The 25,383-nt window shown below is 38.3% G+C and carries 25 protein-coding genes; 19 read left to right on the top strand and 6 right to left on the bottom strand.

What is annotated here, in order from left to right:
- Positions 1-11 precede the first annotated feature (11 nt).
- From IL355_RS04450 to IL355_RS04375, 16 genes are all read left to right on the top strand, one after another.
- Positions 12-1,073, top strand: a complete 1,062-nt coding sequence (locus IL355_RS04450; RefSeq protein WP_192460965.1) for a methyltransferase — start codon at positions 12-14, stop codon at positions 1,071-1,073.
- A 7-nt stretch (positions 1,074-1,080) separates the two neighbouring features.
- Complete coding sequence (locus tag IL355_RS04445) at positions 1,081-1,704, top strand: 3-oxoacyl-ACP synthase (RefSeq protein ID WP_192460964.1); 624 nt, start codon at positions 1,081-1,083, stop codon at positions 1,702-1,704.
- A complete protein-coding gene (locus tag IL355_RS04440; RefSeq protein ID WP_192460963.1) occupies positions 1,697-1,954 on the top strand; it encodes a phosphopantetheine-binding protein in 258 nt (85 codons plus the stop codon). The genes IL355_RS04445 and IL355_RS04440 overlap by 8 nt, the downstream gene beginning before the upstream one ends.
- A gap of 34 nt (positions 1,955-1,988) precedes the next feature.
- Complete coding sequence (locus tag IL355_RS04435) at positions 1,989-3,188, top strand: beta-ketoacyl-[acyl-carrier-protein] synthase family protein (protein ID WP_192461347.1); 1,200 nt, start codon at positions 1,989-1,991, stop codon at positions 3,186-3,188.
- A complete protein-coding gene (locus tag IL355_RS04430; protein ID WP_192460962.1) occupies positions 3,185-4,258 on the top strand; it encodes a beta-ketoacyl synthase N-terminal-like domain-containing protein in 1,074 nt (357 codons plus the stop codon). Before IL355_RS04435 ends, IL355_RS04430 begins: the two co-directional genes overlap by 4 nt.
- Positions 4,252-5,046: a polysaccharide deacetylase family protein gene (locus tag IL355_RS04425; RefSeq protein ID WP_192460961.1), complete on the top strand. Its 795-nt coding sequence runs from the start codon at positions 4,252-4,254 to the stop codon at positions 5,044-5,046. Before IL355_RS04430 ends, IL355_RS04425 begins: the two co-directional genes overlap by 7 nt.
- Before the next feature lie 79 nt (positions 5,047-5,125).
- Entirely contained in the window at positions 5,126-5,683 is a 558-nt protein-coding gene (locus IL355_RS04420) for a LolA family protein (RefSeq protein WP_192460960.1), read from the top strand.
- On the top strand, positions 5,664-6,272 hold the full coding sequence (locus IL355_RS04415) for a hypothetical protein (RefSeq protein WP_192460959.1): 609 nt from the start codon (positions 5,664-5,666) through the stop codon (positions 6,270-6,272). Before IL355_RS04420 ends, IL355_RS04415 begins: the two co-directional genes overlap by 20 nt.
- Complete coding sequence (locus tag IL355_RS04410; protein ID WP_192460958.1) at positions 6,272-6,850, top strand: porin family protein; 579 nt, start codon at positions 6,272-6,274, stop codon at positions 6,848-6,850. The genes IL355_RS04415 and IL355_RS04410 overlap by 1 nt, the downstream gene beginning before the upstream one ends.
- Before the next feature lie 3 nt (positions 6,851-6,853).
- Positions 6,854-7,219, top strand: a complete 366-nt coding sequence (locus IL355_RS04405) for a hotdog family protein (protein ID WP_192460957.1) — start codon at positions 6,854-6,856, stop codon at positions 7,217-7,219.
- A 4-nt stretch (positions 7,220-7,223) separates the two neighbouring features.
- Positions 7,224-7,718, top strand: coding sequence for a hypothetical protein (locus tag IL355_RS04400; protein ID WP_192460956.1), 495 nt, complete (start codon positions 7,224-7,226; stop codon positions 7,716-7,718).
- Positions 7,719-7,865: 147 nt separating this feature from the next.
- Positions 7,866-9,065 (top strand): DUF2062 domain-containing protein, encoded by a 1,200-nt coding sequence (locus IL355_RS04395; RefSeq protein WP_380081202.1) that lies wholly within the window; start codon positions 7,866-7,868, stop codon positions 9,063-9,065.
- The gene (locus IL355_RS04390) at positions 9,058-12,735 is read left to right on the top strand and encodes a 1-acyl-sn-glycerol-3-phosphate acyltransferase (RefSeq protein ID WP_192460955.1); all 3,678 of its coding nucleotides are present in this window, start codon (positions 9,058-9,060) and stop codon (positions 12,733-12,735) included. The genes IL355_RS04395 and IL355_RS04390 overlap by 8 nt, the downstream gene beginning before the upstream one ends.
- Positions 12,732-14,282, top strand: coding sequence for a phytoene desaturase family protein (locus tag IL355_RS04385; protein WP_192460954.1), 1,551 nt, complete (start codon positions 12,732-12,734; stop codon positions 14,280-14,282). The genes IL355_RS04390 and IL355_RS04385 overlap by 4 nt, the downstream gene beginning before the upstream one ends.
- Positions 14,279-15,160, top strand: coding sequence for a cupin-like domain-containing protein (locus tag IL355_RS04380; protein ID WP_192460953.1), 882 nt, complete (start codon positions 14,279-14,281; stop codon positions 15,158-15,160). Before IL355_RS04385 ends, IL355_RS04380 begins: the two co-directional genes overlap by 4 nt.
- A gap of 16 nt (positions 15,161-15,176) precedes the next feature.
- Positions 15,177-16,835 (top strand): C45 family autoproteolytic acyltransferase/hydolase, encoded by a 1,659-nt coding sequence (locus IL355_RS04375; RefSeq protein ID WP_192460952.1) that lies wholly within the window; start codon positions 15,177-15,179, stop codon positions 16,833-16,835.
- A 66-nt stretch (positions 16,836-16,901) separates the two neighbouring features.
- Here IL355_RS04375 and IL355_RS04370 read toward each other — a convergent pair whose 3' ends face one another.
- Positions 16,902-17,234 carry a single-stranded DNA-binding protein gene (locus tag IL355_RS04370; protein ID WP_187458220.1) on the bottom strand — a complete coding sequence of 111 codons (333 nt, stop codon included), beginning with the start codon at positions 17,232-17,234 and terminating at the stop codon, positions 16,902-16,904.
- Between the two features lie 578 nt (positions 17,235-17,812).
- On the opposite strand from IL355_RS04370, the gene IL355_RS04365 reads away from it, so the two are divergent.
- The 3 genes from IL355_RS04365 to IL355_RS04355 all read left to right on the top strand — a co-directional run bounded on the left by IL355_RS04365 (position 17,813) and on the right by IL355_RS04355 (position 20,726).
- The gene (locus tag IL355_RS04365; protein WP_192460951.1) at positions 17,813-19,453 is read left to right on the top strand and encodes a tetratricopeptide repeat-containing sensor histidine kinase; all 1,641 of its coding nucleotides are present in this window, start codon (positions 17,813-17,815) and stop codon (positions 19,451-19,453) included.
- Between the two features lie 10 nt (positions 19,454-19,463).
- Entirely contained in the window at positions 19,464-20,129 is a 666-nt protein-coding gene (locus IL355_RS04360; RefSeq protein WP_192460950.1) for a DNA-binding response regulator, read from the top strand.
- Between the two features lie 234 nt (positions 20,130-20,363).
- The gene (locus IL355_RS04355) at positions 20,364-20,726 is read left to right on the top strand and encodes a hypothetical protein (protein ID WP_192460949.1); all 363 of its coding nucleotides are present in this window, start codon (positions 20,364-20,366) and stop codon (positions 20,724-20,726) included.
- Between the two features lie 139 nt (positions 20,727-20,865).
- Here IL355_RS04355 and IL355_RS04350 read toward each other — a convergent pair whose 3' ends face one another.
- The 5 genes from IL355_RS04350 to IL355_RS04330 all read right to left on the bottom strand — a co-directional run bounded on the left by IL355_RS04350 (position 20,866) and on the right by IL355_RS04330 (position 25,282).
- The gene (locus IL355_RS04350) at positions 20,866-21,711 is read right to left on the bottom strand and encodes a universal stress protein (RefSeq protein ID WP_192460948.1); all 846 of its coding nucleotides are present in this window, start codon (positions 21,709-21,711) and stop codon (positions 20,866-20,868) included.
- A gap of 59 nt (positions 21,712-21,770) precedes the next feature.
- A complete protein-coding gene (locus IL355_RS04345) occupies positions 21,771-22,178 on the bottom strand; it encodes a hypothetical protein (RefSeq protein ID WP_192460947.1) in 408 nt (135 codons plus the stop codon).
- A gap of 10 nt (positions 22,179-22,188) precedes the next feature.
- The gene (locus tag IL355_RS04340; protein WP_192460946.1) at positions 22,189-22,608 is read right to left on the bottom strand and encodes a GreA/GreB family elongation factor; all 420 of its coding nucleotides are present in this window, start codon (positions 22,606-22,608) and stop codon (positions 22,189-22,191) included.
- Positions 22,609-22,865: 257 nt separating this feature from the next.
- Entirely contained in the window at positions 22,866-24,206 is a 1,341-nt protein-coding gene (locus tag IL355_RS04335; protein WP_192460945.1) for a sigma-54-dependent transcriptional regulator, read from the bottom strand.
- Positions 24,206-25,282 (bottom strand): sensor histidine kinase, encoded by a 1,077-nt coding sequence (locus IL355_RS04330; RefSeq protein ID WP_192460944.1) that lies wholly within the window; start codon positions 25,280-25,282, stop codon positions 24,206-24,208. The genes IL355_RS04335 and IL355_RS04330 overlap by 1 nt, the downstream gene beginning before the upstream one ends.
- Between the last annotated feature and the right edge of the window lie 101 nt (positions 25,283-25,383).

Here is a 25,383-nt window from a genome sequence, read left to right as displayed (position 1 = left end):
TATTACATATAATGGCCAAAAAACCCATTAAGGCTATCAAAGCGCTTGAAGAAGCCCAAAAGATTGCTTTTGCCCCCTTTATATTTCAAACTACGGTCTCTTTAAGGAAACTAGGTGTTCTGGACTATATTTTTGAGCATTCAAGAGACGGGAAGACCTCCCTAGAAAATCTTGCGAAGGCGTTGAATTTAACGGAATATGGCTTAAGTGTTTTGCTTGAAGTTGCAGAAAGCTCGGATATTGTTTCTCAAGACAATAACGGAAATTATGACCTCACTAAAATTGGGTATTTCCTGAATTATAACAAAATGACCGAGGCCAATCTAAATTTCACCCAAGACGTTTGCTACCAAGGACTCTACCATCTTCCGGAAGCCATAGAAACGGGTAAACCTGCCGGCTTAAAGGAATTAGGTAATTGGCGTACCGTATATGAAGGCCTTTCCCAATTACCGGAAAAAGTGCAGAAATCTTGGTTCGCCTTTGATCATTTTTATTCCGATGAGATTTTTGGCGAAGCCCTACCCTTGGTTTTTAGACATAAACCGAAAACTCTTTTCGATATTGGCGGGAACACCGGTAAATTTGCTGTTATTTGCGCTAATTACAACCCGGAGGTGCACATAAAAATTTTCGATTTGCCCGGACAATTGAAAAAAGCATTGGCCAATACCAAAAATAGCGGATTGGAAAACAGGGTTTCAGGACAGGAAATTGACTGGCTGTCATCAAACCCAACCATCCCCGCAGGGGCGGATACCATTTGGATGAGTCAATTCTTAGACTGCTTTTCCAAAGAAGAAATACTTAAGATTTTGAAAACCTGTGTAAATTCTATGGATGATGATACAGAGCTTATTATCATAGAAACATTTACTGACAGGCAAAAATTTGCGAATGCCCGTTTTACATTGGAAGCCACTTCATTATACTTTACCGCAATGGCTAACGGAAATAGCAAAATGTACAAAGCTGTAGAGTTTATAGATTTAATTTATAAGGCCGGCCTAACACTTAAAGAAGACTTGGCCATTGGTGAATTTCATACCATGTTGGTCTGCAAAAAGAACTAAACTTTTCTTGAACAATAATAATTTCATACAAGGCTATTGCCGTATAAAGGACAACACCGTTCTAAAAAATGGGGAACTCCTGTTTTCAGAAGACTCTGGTACGCTTAATGAATTTTTGAAACTCGCTTATCAACATTTTCAAACGGATTACTCTAAATTCTTTAAAATGGACAGACTTAGCAAACTAGGTTTTCTTTGTGCCGATGTACTTCTCAACAACCTAAAGGAAAACAATCTGTTTCAAGAAAATACGGCCATAGTTCTGGCCAACAAAAGCGCCAGTTTAGATACCGATAGAAAGTATCAAAAATCCATAGAGGACCTTGACAATTATTTTCCCAGTCCCGCCGTTTTTGTTTACACCTTGCCCAACATTTGCATGGGTGAAATTAGCATTAGGCATAAACTGTATTCTGAAAATAGTTTTTTTATCTTTGACGCATTTAATGCGGACTATTTATGGGAATATACCAATAGTCTTTTACAGAATAAAAAGGCAGATTCCGTTTTATGTGGATGGGTAGATGTAGATGAAGACTCTTACGAAGCGTTTTTATATGTGGTTTCCGCTAACGGAAACCTCAATCATACAAAAGAAGAAATAACTAGATTATATTTTACCAATGAGTGAGTTAAAACAAGAGCTGAAGGAGAAAATCATAGAGCAATTAAACCTTGAAGACGTTGCCGTAGATGAAATTCAGGATAATGACCCGCTCTTTGGCGAAGGTTTGGGGCTAGATTCTATAGATGCCCTGGAATTGATCGTAATGTTGGATAAGGATTACGGGATTAAATTGGCCGACCCAAAGGAGGGAAGGAAAATTTTTGAATCGGTTCAAACCATGGCCGCTTATATTGAAGCCAATAGGAGCAGATAAAAACTTTCACGGCTTAAAAGTTCCGTACAAAATAATGGGTAGAGGGGTAGCAATAACCGGAATGGGTATTATTTCCGCCATTGGCAACAATGTGCAGGAAAACCTGCGGTCGCTTACTTCTAATAAAATTGGCATCTCCAAAATTACTCAAATTAAGACCATCCACGAGGATGAGATTATGGTGGGGGAAATTGAAGATAGCAATCCTGTTTTGGAAAAACAGCTAGGAATTGAGGCCAATCAATGGTCACGTACCGTCCTTATTGGTTCTATAGCAGCAAAAGAAGCGCTTGAAAGTGCAGGAATCACTGATATCAACGAAGTAAGTACAGGTTTCATTTCCGGCACCACTGTGGGCGGTATGGACAAGTCTGAACAGTATTTCTATGACTACGAGAAAAATCCTGGAATAAGACAACATATTACCGGGCTGCACGCCGGGGACTCCACCAATAAAATAGCGAAATATCTAGGTCTTGAAAAAGGCTTTGTCACTACCATTAGCACGGCTTGTTCTTCTGCCGCCAATGCCATCATGCTAGGCGCAAGAATGATAAAATCCGGACAATTGGACCGTGTTATTGTGGGGGGAACGGATAGCCTTTCTAAATTCACTATCAACGGTTTTAAGACGTTGATGATTTTATCCGACACCTACAGTACACCTTTTGATGATAATAGAAAGGGATTAAATTTGGGGGAAGCTGCCGCTTACTTGGTTTTGGAGTCGGATGGTATGGTTCAAAAACATCGGAAAAAGGTTTTGGGTTATGTTAAAGGGTATGGCAATGCCAATGATGCCTACCACCAAACCGCTTCCTCAGAAAATGGGGATGGCGCGGTTTTAGCCATGGAAAAAGCCTTAAAAGTGGCTGGACTTTCACCTAAGACTATTGATTATGTGAACGCCCACGGAACGGCGACACCCAATAACGACCTTTCCGAAGGCAGGGCCTTATTGCGTATTTTTAAGGATAGGGTACCGGAATTTAGTTCAACTAAGTCATTTACCGGACATACGTTGGCAGCTGCAGGAGGCGTTGAAGCTGTATATTCGGTTTTGGCACTACAAAACAACCTTATTTTCCCCAACCTGAACTTTCAAACCCCCATGAAGGAGTTTGACCTAACGCCCATAACCGAAATAAAAGAAAAGCCTATACAAACGGTACTTTCCAATTCTTTTGGCTTTGGCGGCAACTGTTCCACCTTAATTTTTTCTAAAGAGGCATGAAAAAATCGGTGTACATACAAAGTGTAGGCTCCGTTTCGGCGCAGAAAACATTTGACAATTCCTCTTTTTTAGAGGATATTATTACGTATAATGACACCACCATTCGCGTAATTGACCCCAATTACAAAGAATACATACCTCCCGCGGCGGCCAGACGCATGGCAAAAGGTATTAAAATGAGTACGGTAAGTGCAAAAAACGCACTCACCGAAGCCAGTATAGAAGAAAGTGAGATAGATGCGATTATTGTAGGTACCGGCCTGGGTTGTATTGGTGACTCAGAAAAGTTTGTCAAGGACATCATTGATAACGATGAGCAGTTTTTGACCCCTACCCGCTTCATCCAATCATCCCATAATACCGTAGCAGGGCAAATTGCATTGGGAATGGGTTGTAAAGGACACAATTTCACCTACGTACACTCTTCCATTTCATTGGAATCATCGCTATTGGATGCAAAATTACAATTAGAAGAAGACGAGGCACAGACCATACTCGTGGGTGCGGTTGATGAATTGGTAGACCATCATGTAAATACACATCACCTTATTGGTCATATAAAAGAAGAGCCAACCGAAACTTCCAATGTACTTAAAAGCCAGACTAAAGGGGCTATTTTTTCTGAAGGCGCCCATTTTTTTGTGCTATCCAATAAGAAAAATGAAGGAAGTTATGCCGAATTATTGGGTATAAAAACCTTTAATACCCTACAAATCGAAGCGGTAGAAACGGAAATTATTCATTTTCTAAACGATAATTCTTTAGACCCGGAAGATATAGATTTGCTAATATTGGGGAATAATGGCGATGTGGAATTTGATACGTATTACCAAACTCTGGATGAAGGTACTTTTGCAAGTCACCCAAAAGCCTACTTCAAACATTTAAGTGGAGAGTATGATACCGCTAATGGCTTTGGATTTTGGTTAGCCAACAAAATTTTAAAAGGAAGTTTGGTACCTAGTGCTGTTTTGAGGGGTAAACATGAAATTCCTAGTCCAAAATCCATCTTAATCTATAACCAATATAGAGGGGAAAACCACAGTTTACTTTTACTAAAGAAATGTTAGGCGGTCTGCTTACAAGAAGGGTAGTGTATCCAACTACGGCTTTGGTTCTAATTGCCCTAATTGTTTATGATTATTTCTACCATGTACCTTGGTATACATATGTGTTCATAATTTTAACCTGGTTTTTAATTACCCTGTGCGGTTCCTTTTTTGTTCGTTGGAATTTTCACCTTACCTCTATCTCCTTTAATAAAAACATAGATAAAAATTGGGTGTCCATTACATTTGATGATGGCCCTGATCCTAGCTTCACCCCAAGGATGCTAGACCTATTAAAAAAGTATGAGGCCAAGGCTACCTTTTTCTGTATTGCCCACAAGGTTGAAAAACACCCGGAAATATTAAGAAGAATTATTTCGGAAGGCCATACCGTTGGCAACCATACGTATAGCCATTCCCGTTCTTTTGGTTTCTATGGGGTTACAGAAGTAGAACAAGAACTGCAAAAAGCCAAGGATACCATTAAAGAAATAAGCGGTCTCACAATGAATATGTACAGACCAGCGTTTGGGGTCACCAACCCATCTATTGAAAAAGTGGTAAAAAAGCTAAAAGTTGTCTCCATTGGCTGGAATGTACGTTCATTGGATACTACGCCTCGTACTGAAAACATGGTCCTAAAAAGAATCACTTCTAAAGTAAAAAAGGGCGATGTAATTTTACTCCATGATACAAGCGATAAATCAGTAGCTGTTTTGGAACGGTTATTGGTATTTTTACAGCAGAAAAATCTGCAATCTGTTCCTGTGGATCAATTGCTAGGAATCAATGCCTATGTTCAAGACTAACAATACGGTAAATAATATCAAAAGCTACCTTTTCTATTTGTGCCTTTGCTTTTCCTTTTACGGAATAACCCAAAGCCCAATGAGTGTTACAGAAGCCAATAATCTAAAGAACAAGGTAAAATCCTTGGCTGGGAAAACTCAGACCATAAAGAGTGATTTTACCCAATATAAGCATATAGACTTTCTAGCCAACGATATTGAATCCAAGGGAAAGTTAACATTTAAAGAACCAGGCCAAGTAAAATGGGAATACACACAACCCTACACTTATTCAATAATTTTCAAGAACCAGACCGTTTATATTAATGATGATGGCAACAAGAGTAATTTGGATGTAGGCGGGAACAAATTGTTTGAACGTCTCAACAACCTTATTGCCAGTAGCATAAGAGGTGATATGTTCAATGCCAATGAATTTGATATGAAATTTTTTAAGGATGATGATAATGACCTTGTCCACTTTCTACCCAAAGACCCCCAATTATCAGAATTCATTCATGCCTTTCACATTTGGTTTAGCAAAAAAGGTAATGTGCAAGAAGTGAAAATGATAGAGCCCTCCGGGGATTATACCCAAATTGTCTTTTCTAATAGAACTACCAATCAACCCTTATCAGATGCGGATTTTAGCCAGTAGTATTCTGTTTATCCTCTTCACCGCTTGTGCTTCCTACCCTAAAAAACAACAGTTCACGCAGGTTACTGCCTCAACGCAGAATATCATTAACCCTTATTTTTCGGACACTTCAAAAGATTATGTTTACAAGGCGAACATAGATGCATTTGGAAATTCCTTTGGCGGTCTATTCATTGTTAAAAAGATTGGAGAGAAAAGTCATAGAATGGTCTTTACAACGGAAATGGGCACTACTATTTTTGATTTTTCAATAAAAGACCAAAGATTCACGGTTCATAAAATCCTAAAGGATATGGACCGGAAAATTTTGTTGAATATTCTACAGCAAGACCTAACTGCCTTAGTTACCGAAAAATTAGAAACCTCACAGCGCTACCAAAAAGGGCATCAAACCCTTTATGAGTCACAGCTCCTAAACAAAAAACATTATTTTTACTTTCGACAAAACCAATTAAAGAGCATAAGCAGGACTAAAAATGGCAAAGAAAAAGTAGCTCACATTTTTAGCGATGTGGAGGGCAATTTGGCGAAATCCATTCGAATAACCCACAACAATTTACCTTTACAGCTCACTTTTAAAGCGCTTTAATGCAAAAGTTAAAACTTCTTATTCTTTTATTATTTTCGGGGTGTCTGTACGCACAAGTGGGCCCTGGAATAAAGCTTGGGTTGAACAGCTCTAGTATTAGCAAAACGGCATTGGAGCATAAAAAAGGACTTTATGTTGGCGCATTTATAAAAATACCTATCGCGGATTATTACACCCTTCAACCAGAAATTTTATACTCCAACCAAGGGGGAGAATCCAACTCTCTGGATTATGGAGATGTCAACATTAACTATCTCACCATAGGAATCCCTAATAAATTTTATGTTACTCCGCCAAATGGTTTTCATTTTATAGTAGGCTTGAGCTTGGACATTAACTTAAAAAATAACTTCATCAACTTTACCAATTTTAATATTGATGAAGAAATATCACCAGTAGATGTAGCGATCATGGGTGGTATAGGTTACGAATTTCCTTTTGGCTTAGCCCTTGAGGCACGATATAAACAAGGAACCATCAGTGTAGATTTCCTTGGAAGTGATGATTTATATGAAGAACCAGGGAGTAATTTAAACGGTGTTTTTCAAATAGGTGCTGCTTATAAATTTAAATTGTAATTCATGTTAATTGAAGGCTTATATACCATTTTAGAATTTAAACCCGATGAAAATCAACTAGAGGCATCGGTACAATTAAACAAAGACCATGAGGTTTTTGAAGGTCATTTTCCTGGCAATCCGGTAATGCCCGGTGTCTGTATGATTCAAATGATCAAAGAGCTAACCGAGAAAAAGACCGAAAAAGATCTTTTCTTGTCGGTAGCATCAAATGTAAAGTTCATGGCGATCATTAATCCTGAAAAAAATGACGTTATTCAGCTTCAATTACAAATCACAGAAAGTGAAAATCAATACAAGGTTAAGACCACCGTATACTTTGAGGACACTCTGGCATTAAAATTGAACGCCACTTTTAAAACACTGTAATAACATGGGCCTAAAATTTCTGTTTGTCTCCATCTTCGCCTTTGCTATCTTTTTTGGCGCCAGCTCCATTGATGAAATACGTGAAGCTTATATTGATGCTGCCCAAAGTGAAAAGGCCTTAAAGGAGCTCTACGGCGACTTAACCTCAGTGGCTAAAAATGATGATCCTACCAAAGTAGCCTATAAAGGAGCTGTCACTACAATGATGGCACAATATGCCGATGGATTTAAGGCGAAAAAGGAATACTTTAAAGATGGGAAAAAGTTGTTGGAACATGCCATAGAAGCTGATTCCAGAAATGTTGAAATACGTTGCCTAAGACTGAGCATTCAGGAAAATCTACCTAAAATACTAGGGTACCACAGCAACGTTGACGAAGACAAAGACTACATATTAAAGCATTATAAAGAGCTTAAATCCCAAGGCGCCAAAAACTTTGTAAAGGGATATATTAAAAAATCTGAAAGTTTTTCGGAAGAGGAAAAGCAATTGTTTTAGACTTCCTAATCCTTATCTTTGAATTGGAACCAACATACGGGGCGCAACAACTTTAACGTACGAATGTAACCTCTAAAGAAGGATACTAATTCTTATGAATGGCAGTTATTCATGTACCCCCGATAACTAAATGTGACCTATTTGCCAGTGAATATCCCTACTGTTCAAAAAGACATGGAGCTACTTAAATGTTGCGTCCTTGTTCCTACCTACAATAATGACAGAACCTTAAAACGGGTTTTGAATGAAATTCTTTTGTACACCAAGGATATCATTGTGGTCAATGATGGGGCTACAGATACCACTTCAACTATTCTTCAAGATTTTCCGCAGATTTCGCAAGTGCACCTGTCCAAAAACCAAGGGAAGGGCAACGCCTTAAAAGTAGGTTTTGCAGAAGCCGTGGCCAGGGGATATGATTTTGCCATTACCATAGATTCTGACGGGCAGCATTATCCTGAAGATATACCTGTATTTCTCGATGCCCTAAAAAATGAAGAAACAAAAAATGTGCTTTACATAGGTTCCAGAAACATGAACCAGCTTGACGTTCCCGGGAAAAGTAGCTTTGGTAACAAATTTTCCAATTTCTGGTTTTGGTTTGAAACAGGCATCAAATTAAACGATACCCAATGCGGGTTTAGGCTTTACCCACTTCACACCCTAAAAAACCTCACATTCCGAACCCCTAAATTTGAATTTGAAATTGAGGTCATCGTAAGGGCCGCATGGAGCGGAACAATGGTAAAAAATCTCCCGGTTAAAATTTCCTATAATGAAGAGGAACGGGTATCGCACTTTAGAACAGTTCCAGATTTTGCACGTATCAGCGTGCTTAACACCGTTTTGGTTATTATTGCTTTGGTGTATATAAAACCTCGGGATTTTTTTAGAAGAATTAAAAAAAAAGGGGTTAAAAGATTTTTACTTGAAGATGTCCTAGGCCATACGGACAGCCCAAAAAAGAAAGCTCTTTCCATAGCATTAGGTCTTTTCGTTGGCTTAAGTCCGTTTTGGGGCCTACACACCCTATTAGTACTTGGTGGTGCCTTTTTGTTTAAGCTTAACAAGCCCATTGCCTTTGCTTTTAGCAATATAAGTCTCCCCCCATTTATACCTTTTATTTTATTGGGAGGCTTACAAGTAGGTGGATGGATTCTGGGCGAGGAACAGTTTTTATCCCTCGAAAATTTAAAAGACAATTTATTGGCATTTAAGGGCGTAAAGGCCTACATCATTGGCAGCCTTGTTTTGGCAGTTGGTGTTTCCGTTATGGGTGGTATCATTGGTTATTTTAGCCTTAATCAAATAGCCAAACGCAAAAAAATGAGCCTAGGAAATGGGTGATATTTTTTTAAGGACATACCAATGGATTGCCTCCAAAAAATGGATAGCTTTAACGGGATTTCTTCTGCTTTTGGCGGTATTGGCAACCATCATACGCCAGATACAATTTGATGATGATATCAGCGCCCTCATACCTGTTAACGAGGAAACGCAACGGGTTCAAAAGCTGTTAAAATCCATCACCTTTACGGATAAGATTATTGTCAACATCCGAAAAGGAAAAGAAGGATCAACGGAAGACTTAACTACCTACGCAAGTGAATTTTTAGACAGTTTAAATGCTTCCCAAGGCGAGTTCATAAAAAATATCCAGGGCAAAGTAGAGGACAATATTATCCAGTCTTCTTTTGACCTCGTCAACCAAAATCTTCCATTGTTTCTGGATGCCGAAGATTATCAAACCATAGAGGCCAAACTAGCAACGGACAGTATTGCAAAAATTACGGAAGCCAACTACCGTACGTTGATATCCCCAGCTGGCATCGTTGCTAAAAAAAATATTGTAAAGGATCCCTTAGGCCTGTCTTTTATAGGACTTAAAAAATTACAAAAATTAGGCTTTGGCGAAGGTTTTAAGGTAAAAAACGGCTTTTTGGTGGATGCTAACGAGGAAAGTATTCTACTTTTTATCACTCCAACATTTGGCTCCAACGAGACCAATAAGAATGCTCCTTTTGCTGAAGCCCTATACCAACTTCAAGAACATCTGAACAGCAAATATTCCAAGAAGATTCAAGTAGAATACTTTGGTGCGGCGTTAAGCGCCGTAAGTAACGCAAAACAGATAAAGCATGACATTCAATTTACGGTAAGCATTGCAATGACGTTGCTCATATTATTGCTCATTATCTTTTATCGTAAGTGGACCTTACCTTTTATTCTTTTTGCTCCTGCCTTTTTTGGCGGACTTTTAGCCATTGCCATCCTTGTTTTGATACGAGAGGATATTTCCGCTATTTCCCTAGGTATAGGTTCCGTTCTATTGGGTGTAACTTTGGATTATGGACTGCACATACTCACCCATTTGCGTGAAGGCAATACGGTTACTTCGGTTTATAAGGAGGTAGCGCCAGCGGTATTAATGAGCAGTCTAACAACAGCATCCGCATTTCTCTGCCTATTGTTTTTAAGCTCACAAGCCTTGCAGGATTTAGGTGTTTTTGCAGCTGTTAGCGTATTAGGTGCATCGGTATTCGCACTACTTTTTATTCCCCTAGCCTATAAACCCCAAAAGGCTATTATATCCAAGACAACTGTTTTGGATAGATTGGCGGCACATCCGCTACATAGGAACAAATGGGCTATTATAATGCTATTTATTATCACGGTGGTCAGCGTTTTTACTTATCAAAGGGTACAATTCAATAAAGACATTGCTAAGTTAAATTATGAGACCAAGGCCCTTATTGAAGCACGTGAGCGATTAGAAAAATTAACGGACATGGGCTCTAAGTCCATTTACTTGGCTACTTATGGAGACAATTTTCAGAAAGTTTTAGAACAGAACGACCATATATTCAACCAGCTGGATGAATTAAAAGCTGAAAATAAAGTACTGAATTTTGGCTCGATCAGCTCGTTGGTCAAATCGAACAAAATTCAAAATGAAAAAACCAACGCCTGGCAGCAATTTTGGTCTCCGGAAAGAATTAAAAATCTCACTGATAATCTAGTAGAAAGCGGGAACAAATTAGGTTTTAAGGAAACCACCTTTAATCAATTTTATTCCTTTTTAAAGAAGGATTTTGGCAATTTAAGTATTGAAGAAGTTAAAAGCATTAAGGCCTTTCCGGTTGAAGATTATTTGGTAAAGGAAGGGGAAACAACTACGGTCACTTCTTTAGCCAAAATAAATACTGAGTACCTAACTGAAGTTCGCCAGAAGTTCTCCAACATGGAGAACACCCTTCTTATAGACCGGCAGCAGGTAAACGAGTCATTTTTAGGTAGTCTTAAAGACGATTTTAACGAACTTTTGAGCTATTCCCTAATTGCAGTAATCTTAATTTTATTTCTTTTCTATAGGCGTTTGGTCTTAACGTTGATTACCGCTATTCCCATATTTCTTACTTGGTTTCTTACCGTTGGCATTATGGGGTTATTAGGCTTGGAATTCAACATATTCAATATAATTATCTGCAGTTTCATTTTTGGCCTGGGGGTAGATTATAGTATTTTCATTACGAACGGACTACTTACGGAATACCGGACAGGAGAGCGTGCCTTATCCACCCATAAAACTTCCATTATTCTATCTGTAATCACAACAATAGCGGGTGTGGGCGTCCTAATTTTTGCCAAGCATCCGGTTCTCTATACTATTTCTTCGGTTTCCCTTATTGGAATCTTTTGTGCAGCATTTACCGCTTTTATAGTGCAACCTTTATTGTTTCAACTTTTTATTGGTAATCGTAACAAAAGACCTATTACACCAAGAGTGCTCATCCATTCGCTATTATCCTTCGCCTATTTTGATCTGGGCGGTCTCTTTCTAAGTCTTTACTCCTGGGGTTATTTAAAGTTAAATCCTAAAGCGGCGAAGAATAAAAATATGGGACTTCACCGGTTAACCTCCAGTTTTATGAAATCGGTTTTGTACACCAATCCTTTTGTAAAAAAGAAGCTGATTCATCTAGAAAGGGAAAAATTTGACCAACCCGCATTATTGATAGCCAATCACAGTAGTTTTCTTGATATTCTGGTTATGGGAATGTTACACCCAAAAACCATTTATTTGGTAAAGGACCATGTGTATAATTCTAAAATAATAGGTAGTGCCGCCAGACTTTCAGGGGCATACCCCGTATCCGGGGGAATTGATGGAGGTGAAGCCCATTTACGAGAAAAATTAAAGCAGGGATTCAGCATCATTGCCTTTCCAGAAGGATCTAGGTCCAATTCAAATAAAATTGGGAGATTTCACAAAGGAGCTTTTTATTTAGCGGAAAAGCTGAATTTGGATATCGTTCCCGTAATGATTCATGGCGCATCCGAAGTGTCGCCCAAAGGCAGTTTTGTTATTAGGGATGGCAGTATAACAGCCAAATACTTAGATAGAATTTCGCCTAAAGATTTACGGTTTGGTGAAACATATACACAAAGGGCAAAACAGGTTGGCGCCTATTTTAGAAGTGAATTCAGGGCTTGGCGCAAGGAACTGGAATCTCCTGTCTACTGGCATAAAACCATTTTGGAAAACTTTAGATATAAAGGGGATGCACTCTTTAAATATGTGCGGGAAGATTTGAAAAAAAGACAATCTGCATACCACCAGCTAATTTACGAGCTGGAAGAGAAGGATCAAACAATGTATATTACTGATAGAAATATTCACCTTCCACTATTACTTTCATTGGACTCCATTGACCGTAAATTTTTTGCATATATAGAGCATGAACATGAACGGTCTATTTTAGCCCATCATTATTTGACACATCGGTACAGTAAAATAACGGTGGAAGACAATTTGGAATCAACTTTAGAAAACAGGGGGACAACCATAATTGTTGAAAAGGAACGTTTTGCCCTGTCCAATTTTCCCAAAGAATTACTCTCTAATATTGAGACCATCGTACAATTTTCACAAGAAAGGACTCACCAAGTACCCTTAGGTTTCAAAGTTTTACTTCAAAATGATACCTTTATAATGCTCAAAAAAGATATCCAGTGAAGGAATTCTACGATGTAGTCATTGTTGGAAGCGGTATGGGAGGTTTGGTTACCGCCAATATCTTGGCCCGTGAGGGCAAATCTGTTTGCGTCCTGGAAAAAAACAATCAGTTTGGGGGTAATCTACAAACCTTTGTAAGGGAACGCACTATTTTTGATACGGGCGTACATTATGTTGGCGGCTTGGATGAGGGCCAAAACCTATACAGATATTTTGATTACTTGGGCCTTTTAGAGGGGCTTGACCTTAAAAAACTGGATATAGATGGTTTTGATATTGTAACCTTTGACAATGACGCGCAAGAATATCCTCATGCCCAAGGATATGAAAACTTTATAGAGAAACTTACAAAACTCTTTCCAGAAGAAGAGCAAGCCATTCGTACGTATTGTAAAAAGTTACAGGAAATATGCAATCGGTTCCCGTTATACAAGCTAGAACTGGGCAAGCCCTATCATAAAGATTCCGACCTTTTTAAAATTCCAGCGAAGGGATTTATCGATTCCCTAACCAAGAACGAGAAACTTCAAGCAGTTTTGGCCGGATCCAACCTGCTTTACGCAGGCGACCCTGAAAAGACACCCTTTTATGTACATGCCCTTTCAGTTAATTCGTTTATAGAAAGTGCCTATAGATGTGCCGATGGCGGAAGTCAGATAACCAAAATACTCATAAGAAAACTGAAGGAGTATGGCGGAGAGGCCTTTAAACATCAAGAGGTTATAGGTTTTAACAGCCAAGATGGTAAAATTACCGCTGCCCGTACCGCAAAAGGGCATATCATTAAAGGTGATATATTTATCTCTAATATTGAACCCAAAACCACGATAAAACTTGCTGGCGAACATAACTTTAAAAAACCGTTTAATAGGCGTGTTGCGAATATGGAAAGTACCATTTCCGCCTTTAGCGTGCACATAGTACTAAAGCCAGAATCCTTTAAATACCTTAACCATAATTATTACCACTTTAAAGACCCCAGTAAGGTTTGGACAGGAGCTGAATACACCCAAAAAAGTTGGCCGGAGACTTATATGATTTCCATGGGTACCCGAAAAAATCAAGATGAATGGGCAGACCAACTTACGGCTATTACCTATATGAGGTTTGATGAAGTGGAGCCGTGGGCCGGTACCTTTAACACCGTTGCGGCAAAAAACGACAGGGGACAGACTTATGAGGAGTTCAAGGCGGAAAAGGCAGAAATCCTCATCGATCAGGTCGCTAAAAAATTCCCCAACCTTCGAGATTGTATACAATCCGTTTACACCTCCAGCCCCCTTTCCTATAGAGATTATATTGGTTGCAACCGAGGCTCTATGTACGGATACGTTAAGGATGTTGAAAACCCGCTACGTTCCTTCATTTCTACACGCACTAAGGTTGAAAACCTATTCTTAACGGGACAAAGCCTTAATATGCACGGTATTTTGGGGGTAACCATTAGCGGTGTGGTTACTTGTTCTGAAATATTGGGCAGTGAATATCTCCTCCATAAAATAACGCATTGCAATTCTGAGAAAGACACTAAAATAAGCGTAGAATGAAAACATTCAAGGTAAGTCCGGTCACTACAGTGGAGCATATTTCCAAAGAAGATTTTATCAAACACCACTATAAACCACAAAAACCCGTGTTAATCACCGGTTTGACCAAGGACTGGCCTGCTTTTGAAAAATGGAAACTATCGTATGTTCAAGAAAAGGCGGGCGATCAGATAGTTCCTTTATACAATAATGAACCTGCCAAGGACAAGCAAAGTGTTTATGAGCCGGTAAAAAAAATGAAGTTGTATGATTATGTAGAACTTCTTAAAACGGAACCAACGGACCTAAGAATTTTCTTTTATAATATTCTAAAAGAGATGCCAGAACTTTTGCAGGATTTTGAGTATCCAGACCTAGGTCTCAAGTTCTTTAAAAAACTTCCGGCCCTCTTCTTCGGTGGAGGAAAATCCAAGGTTTTTATGCATTATGATATTGATTTACCAGATGCCATGCACTTTCATTTTGACGGAAACAAAGAAGTAACCCTCTTTTCGCCAGAACAAACCCAATACCTTTACAAAGTGCCTTTTTCCATTCATAATATAGAGGATATTGATATGGATAAGCCTGATTTTGATAAATATCCTGCACTCAAATATGCAGAAGGCATACGGGCAGAAATGAAACACGGAGATGCCCTCTATATGCCAAGTGGGTACTGGCACTCTATCAGATACCTTAACGGCGGATTTTCAATGACCCTAAGGGCTTTACCTAGAAAACCATCTAGATTTGCCAACATGCTATATAATGTAATGATCATGAGGCATATTGATAACATTACGCGAAAATACGCAGGACAAAAGTGGTTGGATTATAAAGATCGATGGGCCATTAAACGTACAGAACGAAATTTAAAGGCCCAAAACCTTATTTAAAAAACATTGCCTCGTCTTGAAATTTTTCACCTACATTTTCATCGTACTCCTTTTGGTTTCCTGTGGAGTTTCCCAATCCTTAGAGGACCAGCCCCAATTAAGCTCCTATGAAGTGGATGTACCGGAAAGGGTAAAAGTAAACGATACTACATTTCATCTAGACGATAATTTTCTAATTAAAAACCAACACGCCCTTTGGGAGCTCTACATAAGTGGTAATGCCTATGAACTTGGCCTTAAAAATGGAAAACTCACCAAAGAACTTTTTAATGAACAGGAGCATGTGTTCGTAAAAAAGATAGACGAATTGGTACCTTCCAAAGGAAAACAAAAATGGCTAAGGAAATTTTTGGCATGGTTCAATAGAAAAATGTATTTGCATGTGGATGAACGCCTAAAAGCTGAACTTTATGGTATTAGCAAATATGCCTCATCTGATTACAACCATATTGCAGAACCCTATCAAAGGGTGATGTACTTTCATGGGGCACATGATATTGGCCATGCCCTGCAGGATTTGGCTTTGGTTGGCTGCTCTTCCTTTGCCGCTTGGGGAAACCATTCTGCAGACGGAAATCTTATCATTGCCCGAAACTTTGATTTTTATGCAGGCGATGATTTTGCCAAGAATAAGATTATTGCCTTTGTGGCCCCGGATGAAGGTCACAAATTTATGTCCGTTACTTGGGGAGGAATGATCGGCGTTGTTAGCGGCATGAACGACCAAGGATTAACGGTAACCATCAATGCCGGCAAATCTCAATTCCCCTTGGTGGCAAAAACCCCAATTTCTCTAGTTACCAGAGAAATTTTACAATATGCCTCTAACATTGAGGAGGCCATTGCGATTGCCAAAAAAAGAGAAGTATTTGTGTCCGAATCAATTTTTGTAGGAAGCGCCAAAGATGATAAAGCCGTATTAATAGAAGTCTCTCCGCAGAAATTTGGAGTTTATGAGGTTGACAATGGAAACCAGCTCATATGTTCCAACCATTTTCAGTCCGGTACCTATGCCGATGACAAAAAGAATCAAAAACATATTTTTGAAAGTCACTCGCAATACCGTTATGAACGTATGGAAGAGCTATTGGCCCAAACACCAAAGGTTACACCTGATAGCGCAGTTGATATTCTAAGGAACCGAGAGGGATTGGATGATGAGCTTATTGGCTACGGTAATGAAAAGGCTTTGAACCAACTATTGGCCCATCACGGAATTGTTTTTCAACCGGAAGAATTAAAAGTGTGGGTATCAAGCAATCCTTTTCAATTGGGAGAATTTGTAAGCTATGATTTAAATGAAGTGTTTTCCAAAGAAAACCGAGCAGCCACACCCGCTACCCTCAACAATGCTGAAAAGACCATTGCGGCTGATCCCTTTGAAAATAGCTTGGCTTTTAAACATTACCAACGCTATAGGAAATTAAAGACCGAAATCTCCCAAGCTATTGCGGAAAAAAAAGATATAGAACATGGACAACTGAGAAATCTCATTGCTCTTAATCCTAATTTTTGGGAATCTCATTACACCGTGGGTCGTTACTATCAAGAAAAAGGTTACCTACGTTTAGCTTTAGAGTCATTTAAAAAAGCGAGGCAAAAGGAAGTTACAACCGTTCCCGATTTGGAAAATATTCAAAAACGGATAAAAAAGTTAGAACGTTCCGTAAGGTAATCCCTTGTAATTATCTAAAATAAAAAAGGACGGTTTTCACCGCCCTTTACAAGTCAAATTCATCAATTACTTTCCGAGCATCAACAGTTCATTACATCTTACCTCGGTAATGTACCGCTTCTCTCCCTCTTTAGTTTCATAGGACCTATGGGTAAGCTTACCTTCTACGGCAACCTGCTTTCCCTTTTCCAAATAGTTTTCAACGATGTCCGCAGTTTTTCCCCAAGCTACCACATTATGCCATTGTACATCTTCTACTTTTACTCCCTGCGCATTCTTATAGCTCTCGCTAGTGGCTATGGAAAATTTGGCAAGTTTACTTCCATTTTCCAGGGTTACAATTTCTGGGTCTTGACCCAAGTTTCCAATCAACTGTACTTTGTTTTTTAAGGCGTTCATAATATAAGTTTTACGTTAAACAGTTAATACTATCGGCATTCTTAACCACCGACACTGCAAACATAAAACGGGATTCAAACTACACTCGGTTATAAAACAATTACTTTCATTTGTAAACGTTTAAAAACTATTAATATATTTATTTTCAACTTTTTTAAAAATAACATAAAACTTCAGGTTTTATTAATAAACACATAACAAACTATCTTTCACCAAAATTTTATGTCCATTTTTTTGCTTAATTTGGTTCACCTAAGCATCATTCGCAACCTATTAACCAGACCAAACTGAGAACAATTCTCCCATTCCTAATTATCGTACTATGGGGTTCCTGTTCCCAAAAAAGCACGATTGAAAACAATCTAAATACACGTGATGATAACAGCGATGCTTCCCAAATTGAACGCGCATATAATAAAGAATATACCCTGAAGCAGAGGAAGGAATCCATTAATAAAGCCTACCAAAAACAATTCACCCATGAGAACGACTCTGTCTTAGGCGAAGTGCTTTCCTATAAGTCATTTCTTCATTTTCAACTTCGGGAATTTGATAGCTTATTACATTACGGAAAATTGTTGGAAGCAAAAGAGCCAAAGATTGAAAACAACAAAGCTCTTGCAAAATACCACTACCTCTTAGGCTATTATCAGTCTCAAAACAACCATAATTTTCCTGAGGCCGTTTTACACTATACCAAGGCCAAAAACTATCACTTAAAGTTAAAGGACAGTACCCAAGTGGCGCAAACCCTTTTGAACATTGGTGTTATTCAAAAAGACCAAAATGACTTCTTTGGCAGCAAAGAGACCTTGGTAGAGGGTTTAAGGTATATGAAGGATTCCACGATGATTGCCCAATGCTATAATAGCTTAGGCACCAACCATAGAAAACTACTCAATTATGAGGAGGCCATTGAGTCCTACCTACAGGCGGTAACAATTTCCAATAGCAAAATGGACAAATTGGTCTTTACCAATAATTTGGCAACGACCTATATTGACATTTCTAATTTCAAAAAGGCCTATCAGCTATTAGAAAGCATTGTAGATGACAGTCTCCTCAGAACAAATAAACGACAATATGCCCGAGTATTGGACAACCTCGCTTACACACAATGGCTGAACGGGGAAAAAGTAAAAAAGGAAAACTTTGTTACCCCTCTAAAGATAAGAAGGAATCTAAAAGACTACCGAGGACAAATTGCCAGCTATACCCATTTAGCGGAATTTTTTAAAAAACAAAATCCTTCACAGACAAAAATCTATTTAGACAGTGTCATTCACCTATCAAAACGTTTAAGGATTCCAAGAGCAGAAATTGATGCCCTTCAAATGTTATTGGATTTAGAACCCACTAACATCGCCTTAAAAAATAGGTATATCCAATTACAGGACAGTATCTATGCGCAGGAATTAAAGGTTAAGACACAATTTGCCAAATACATCTATGACGATAAACAGAAGCAAGGATCCATTTTAAGATTAGAAAAAGCCCACGCTGAGCAAGAATTGCAGACTATAAAGTTTAAAAATCAACGTATCATAGCGGTAGCTACCTTAATTGTACTTTTGGTGTTTTCTATGTTTGCATCCTATTTTATCATCCAGCGGAACAAACGCCTAAAGCAAGAAAGCAAAAATGCCCAATTACGGGCAATTTATGAAACGGAGGCTTCCCTTTCAAAGAAAATGCATGATGATTTTGGCTCCAAACTCAACCACGCAATGATTATGCTGCAAAACAACCATCAATCCAATGACGTGTTAGACGTAATTGGTGGTTTATATGACCAGAGTAGAAAATTCTCCAGAAAAATTAATGACGTAGATACAGGCCCAAATTTTAAAGAGAGCCTTTTTGGTATGATGGGCACCTATTGCCAAGATGCCCAATTGTTGGTTACCGGAAGTAAGGAAATTGAATGGAACTCCCTGTCTGAATTAACTAAAAGAACCATTTATAAAGTACTTCAAGAATTGATGATCAATATGCAAAAGCACAGTAACGCTTCATTAGTGGGTTTGCAATTTAAAATCAAAAACAAAAACCTACTTATTGAGTATATAGATGATGGCGTTGGTGCCTCAAAAAAAGACCTACTTAAAAAAAACGGACTCCTCATTACGGAAAAGCGTATTCTTTCCATTGGAGGAAGCATTACTTTTGAGTCCAACAAGGGAGAGGGCTTTAAAGCTCTCATTGAAATTCCGCGATAACAGCTTCCATATGTTTAAAAAAATACTCATTGCCGAAGATTTTCAAGATACTAACAAGGGCATTGCCAATACTTTGGAAAACAAGCTACAAGCAGAACATATACAGGAAGAACTTTATTGTGATAATGCTTTTAACAGAATAAAGGTGGCCCACAATGATGGGGAACCATTTGACCTTTTGGTAACAGATCTATCCTTTCAAGAAGGCCCGGTAGAAAGAAGGTTGAAGTCTGGCAAAGATTTGATCGGAGCTATTAGAAAGTTGGATTCCAACATAAAAATTATTGTAAACAGCATGGTTGACAATCCAATGGAAATAAACTCCCTGTTCAAGGACTATAAAATTAACGGGTACGTCTGCAAAGGGCGCAATAGTTTAAATGAGCTGGTCATGGCCATACAGGAAACCTTGCAGAACAGAACCTATGTATCTCCTCAAATCAATCTTAATACTTCTAACCAAGTTCTAGAACTGGATTCCTATGACCTTTTTATTCTTCAAAACCTTTCTGAAGGCCTTACCAAAAAGGAAATTTCACAGAAATTGAAAGAAGAAAAAATAAGCCCCAGCAGCGAGAGTACCATAGACAAAAAGGTAGGCCGACTTTTTGATAAGTTTGGTGCAAAGAACACCCACCACCTAATTGCCAAACTGGTGAAATTAGGTAAAATATAATTTTCTCTTCAAAGATTTTTTACCGCCTTACGGAAATCCGTAAAGTTTAGAATTCTTATCTCCGTAGGTTTACCCAACAAACCGAAAACATTAGAGGTTAACAAAATGTAGCATTGCCATAGAACGTAGTGCAAGAACAATATAAGACCGGTCTGCCACTAAGAGGATTGGGGGATCCCTTACAATGGTGGACTTGGTCTTTCCTAATAAATAAGATATCGCATAAAATAATTCATGTTAAACGCACTGGCAGAAATAAATTGGTGGCAGGCCACAATTTTAATAGAAGTATTGGTCATACTTATTATGACAGGTGTTTTAATAGGCGTTCAAAGAAATTTTAGAAAGGATAAGAAAAAATACAATGAGATCAAAAAATGGAAATTAGTTGTTACAACTGAAGATACACCGGACTCTCATGAAGCTCAAAAGACCTATACATCACTGATCAAGAGGTGCAAACCAGAACGCTTTGAACAACCAGCAAAAAAGGCGTTGGCCATAGAGCTGTTTCATGAAGTGTCCATACACCGGGAAAACAAGGCCAAACTAAATCAACTAAAGGCAAGAATTGAAACCGAGTTAGAGGTGCGATAAAATAAAAGAACAACCTATTCCAGCAGTTATTAATCCACAAAAATGGGAGCTGGCACCAATAAACATAGTACCACGGCAATTATAATACCAATAACAATAAGCGTAAGTTTAAATGTAAAATCCTTTTTCTTATTATGTCTCATACATGCAATGCTATCAATGGAATTTTGCTGATGGGACCCAAGGTTGTGATAGGAGATTTGGCAAAGCCTAATCTTCGTAAAAATGAAGGCTTACCGTCTAAAAGACATATAATACTTTTGGTATGTTCATGACCATAACCTTTAAGGCTATCAAGAGAATTTACAAATGCTTCCTTTACAGGAGATTTTGAAATACCGGAAAGACTTACCCGAAAAGTACCCCTATTCTCTATTTGCGCATCAGACAGAAAACTTTCATCTCCTACTTGAACAATTTTAAAATCTATATTGGTATTCCCAAAAATATTGATCAGTTGCGCCAACTCCCCCTGCCCCATAGGTTCTATAAAATTAGAGGCAAATACTATCTTACTCCTATTGGAGGGCACTACCGTAGATGGCAACACCATTACAGGGCAACTACGAACTTTTTCCAGAATATTTGTTGTTTTGGAATTATAAAAGCTATATAGCCCTTTTTGAATAGCTTGCATAGAAACCGCAACAATATCTATTTGAAATTTTGAAACGTTCCTGTTAATAGAAGACACCAAATTGGAACATTCAGACACCTCCTTAAAAGTGTGCCTATTATTCAGGTGGGCACTTACAAACTTTGCTTTAATACTTAAAATAAGTTTTTCGGAGGCCTCTTTGGGTTTCGCGAAGAATGCTTCATCTTCATGTAATAGTTGTAACGAATCCAGGCCGGTCATTTTATAACTATAGGTGTGAAGCAAGTAGAACGTACACTCCTGCCTGGCAAAAAGGTTTGAAAGGTATTCCAACGCCTTTACAGATTCCTTTAAATGATGAACGGGTACTAAAATCTTCTTACTCATAAGTTCACTTTTTATGTTAGTTAATAATTGACTTGATCCATACCGCTAGTTACAATCGGTTAGCTCACCAGCTTCTTCCTCATTTTTGCAAAAAACTCTTCCTTTAGCATTCTATATTTATCTAAATGGTAGTGATAACTTTTTCTATACATTTCATGTTCTTTAATGTAAGCCATATCACATTCCATTTCATCGCACTCCATTATAGATGACCTTGAATGAGAGTAACGGGTAAGTATTTCCAAAATTCTTGCGTTCTCCTCCTTTTTCTTGTCAAACTTTACAAAAAGGTCACTATCCTTTAGCTTACTTCTTATTTCATTTGAACAGATGTCCACTAGACTTCCTATTTCTTTTTGCACATATTTTAAAGTAGTTATCCAGCCTCGTAATTCTAAAGAATTTAACTTGTGGGTCACTGTTCTATCGCTATCATGATGATATATTTCCAAATATTCATTTTTCATACCTTTAAAATTATATGGGCACATCCATGCTTTTATAAAACGGCTCTTGCTCTACCTGCCTAATTTTTATTTTTTTAAATCCAGACGGAAATTGCCATTCTACCTCATCTCCTGAAGCATAACCAAATAGGGCCGCTCCCATAGGGGTAAGAACCGATATTTTTCCCTCTTTAAAATTTCTTTCAGAGGGCATTACCAATTGAATGGTTCGCTCCCACCCCTCAGAAGAGGAGATAGTAACATTACTATTAAACCTAACTACATCTGTAGGTATCTCATGGTTGTCAACAATTTTGGCATCTGTTAACTCAGCACTTAATTTAATAATGGAAGTTTTTATGCTTTCATCTCCGGTATGTCCAGAAACATTCAAAAGACGTTTAAGCAAAACATATTCTTTCTTCTCTATAATCAGTCTTTCGTATTTCATATTCCGTATTGTTATGGCTCCAAAAAGATTATTTTTAACTCTTTGAAAATGATGGTGCCTACTAAAAGACAATAGCTATGCCAGTAATACAAGCACTCACCTAAACCAACCGTAAACATCTAACTACCAGAATCTTGCAAATACTTTATGAATAAAAAGAAAATATTGAGAGTGGAACCTAATAACCCAGTTGGGTATTTTGTATCTCATTTAAATAATGGTAACCACTAAAACAGAAAAGATTACCTCTTTAGAAATTAATTTACCAACTTCTTTCTCAGGGTTTTTCTAGTGATACCCAAAATTTCAGCTGCCTTGGTCTTGTTATTTTCCATACGGTTCAGCACTTTTTGAATGTATCGCCTTTCCACTTCCTTTAAGGGCATTAAATCATCATCAGGAAAATCTATTTGATACTTAATAGTGTCCGGCAAATGCTCGAGTCCCAAGCTACCATTGCCCATAATTACCGCTCTTTGCACCACGTTTTCCAGTTCCCGTACGTTTCCCGGCCAGCTGTATCTTTTAAGCACTCCCAGAGCTTCATCATCTATTTTCACATAACCGTTACGGTATTCCAATCCATATTTAAATAAAAAACGCTCCACTAAAAGGGGTATATCCCCTATCCTTTTTCTTAAAGGTGGCATTTCAATTTCCACAACGGTCAACCTGTAGTACAGGTCCTCCCTAAATCTTTTTGCTTCAATTAACTTGGTGAGTTTTTCATTGGTGGCAGCTATGACCCGAACCTCAATCTTTTCTGGTTTTCTAGAGCCTACTTTAACAACTTCCCTTTCCTGTAAAACGCGTAACAATCTGGTCTGTACTGCCAAGGAAGCACTCCCTATTTCATCTAAAAAGAGCGTACCTCCATTGGCTGCCTGAAAATAACCATCTCTAGTAGAATCCGCTCCTGTGTAGGCTCCTTTGACATAACCAAAAAGTTCTGATTCCAATAAATTTTCTGCTATGGCCCCACAATTGACAGGAATGAACGGGGCCCTAGAAAACTTTCCCCCAAAATGTATTCCTTGAGCCACCAGTTCTTTTCCTGTTCCACTTTCCCCATTAATTAAAACCGTTGCCTTATTATCCTTAACACGATCCATAAGCTGAAAAACCTTTTTTATCGCATCGGATTTTCCAACAATTTCCTTATAGGGTTTAGGTTGATTTTTAATCTTTGGTAAGGCTACCTTTTTATTTTGTTGAACGTTTGCTTCCAAACCACCAATTGATTTTTCTATAGCCTGCGCTAACTCCTGTTTGGTAAAAGGTTTGGTTAGATAGTCTGCCACCCCGGATTTAATGGATTGGAGGGAACCCTGAACAGAGGGATACCCCGTAATGACCAATTTTGGTATTTGAGGATAATGTTCAGATACAAATTTGATCAGTTCAAAACCATCAACATGTGGCATTTTCAAATCTGTAATTAGTAGATCAATTTTTGCATCACGCAGAATAGCCACCGCTTCCTTAACGGAAATAGCCTTGTAACAATGGAGGTTCCATGACAGCAAATGCCTTTGCAACAATTCTAATATGCCAATATCATCATCAACTATAAGTACATTCTCTTTTCGTAATTCCATTACCTAGGTATTTTTACCGTGAAAATCGCTCCTCTTTTCTTTCCGTTACCGGCCTCAATAGTTCCTTTATGGCTAGCGACAATACCATGAACCACGCTAAGCCCCAACCCTGAACCTTCACCAATAGGTTTTGTCGTAAAAAAGGGTTCAAAAACTTTGTCCAATGCTTTCTCCGTTAACCCCGGTCCTTCATCAGCTACTCTTATCGTTACCCCGTTGTTCTCATCCAAGACTTCCAATAGGACCAAGCCTCCTTTTGGCGAAAAATAGAGCGCATTGATCATCAGGTTAAAAATGATTTGGGTAAGCTGTATAATATCTACTTTTAAACAAATTTTCTCCTTAGCTATTACCAACTTATACTTGACTTCCTCTTTTTTAAAGGAATTGTCCAAGAGGTCCATTGCCCCTTTAATGTGAGGAACAATATCCATCTCTTTCATTTCCTGAGGCATTTCGCAGGCAAAGAACATTAGTTTTTTTACTACTTCACGTGTAAAAATGGAGCTTTGGATAATTCTATCAACGTCTTGGGTACCCATACTACAGTCTTCCAAATCTGACTTTAAAAGTTCTGCGTACCCTAAAATATTGGCCAAAGGAGTATTTAATTCATGCGCTATTCCTGCAGTAATTTCCCCTAAAATAGCCAACCTACCTGCCCGTTCCATTTGCCTCCTAAGGGAACGTTCATTTTCCTGTATTTGCAATTTTTCAAGAAGGTTGCCCAATTTTAGGGCTACACTATCTAGCAAGGCCTGTTCCTCATTAAGAAAACCTAATTCAAAGTTTTGAACAGTTACCTTTATATGCCCCTCCTTCTTATTAAAAACTTGAATATTAGATCTTAAACTACAGTCCCCGGTACTTTTACCGGTAACAATTTTCATTCCGGAAACATTTATAGCGACCTGAGTTTCATTTGGGTGATGAAAGCCTCGTTTTACACTAAAAGCAATGGCTCTTAACACCTCATCTAAATTCTCTTGCGAAGCATTTACTATAAAAGAGGAAACCTCATATAAACAGGTAAGCTCCTTAATTCTCTCTTTTAATGCCTCTTGGGTAATATTCATAAGACCTTTCTAAATCTTTGTCTTGAAGTACTGTAGAAAGGAATGCAAGGGCCGTGCCTTGAATTTAAACAGAGAGATACACCTCATACCTTACTGAAAAC

Origin of the sequence: Euzebyella saccharophila (assembly GCF_014855495.1) — a bacterium.
Lineage (GTDB): Bacteria > Bacteroidota > Bacteroidia > Flavobacteriales > Flavobacteriaceae > Euzebyella > Euzebyella saccharophila.
Note: the sequence above shows the minus strand (reverse complement) of the source record. Positions and strands in the feature narration are given on the sequence as shown.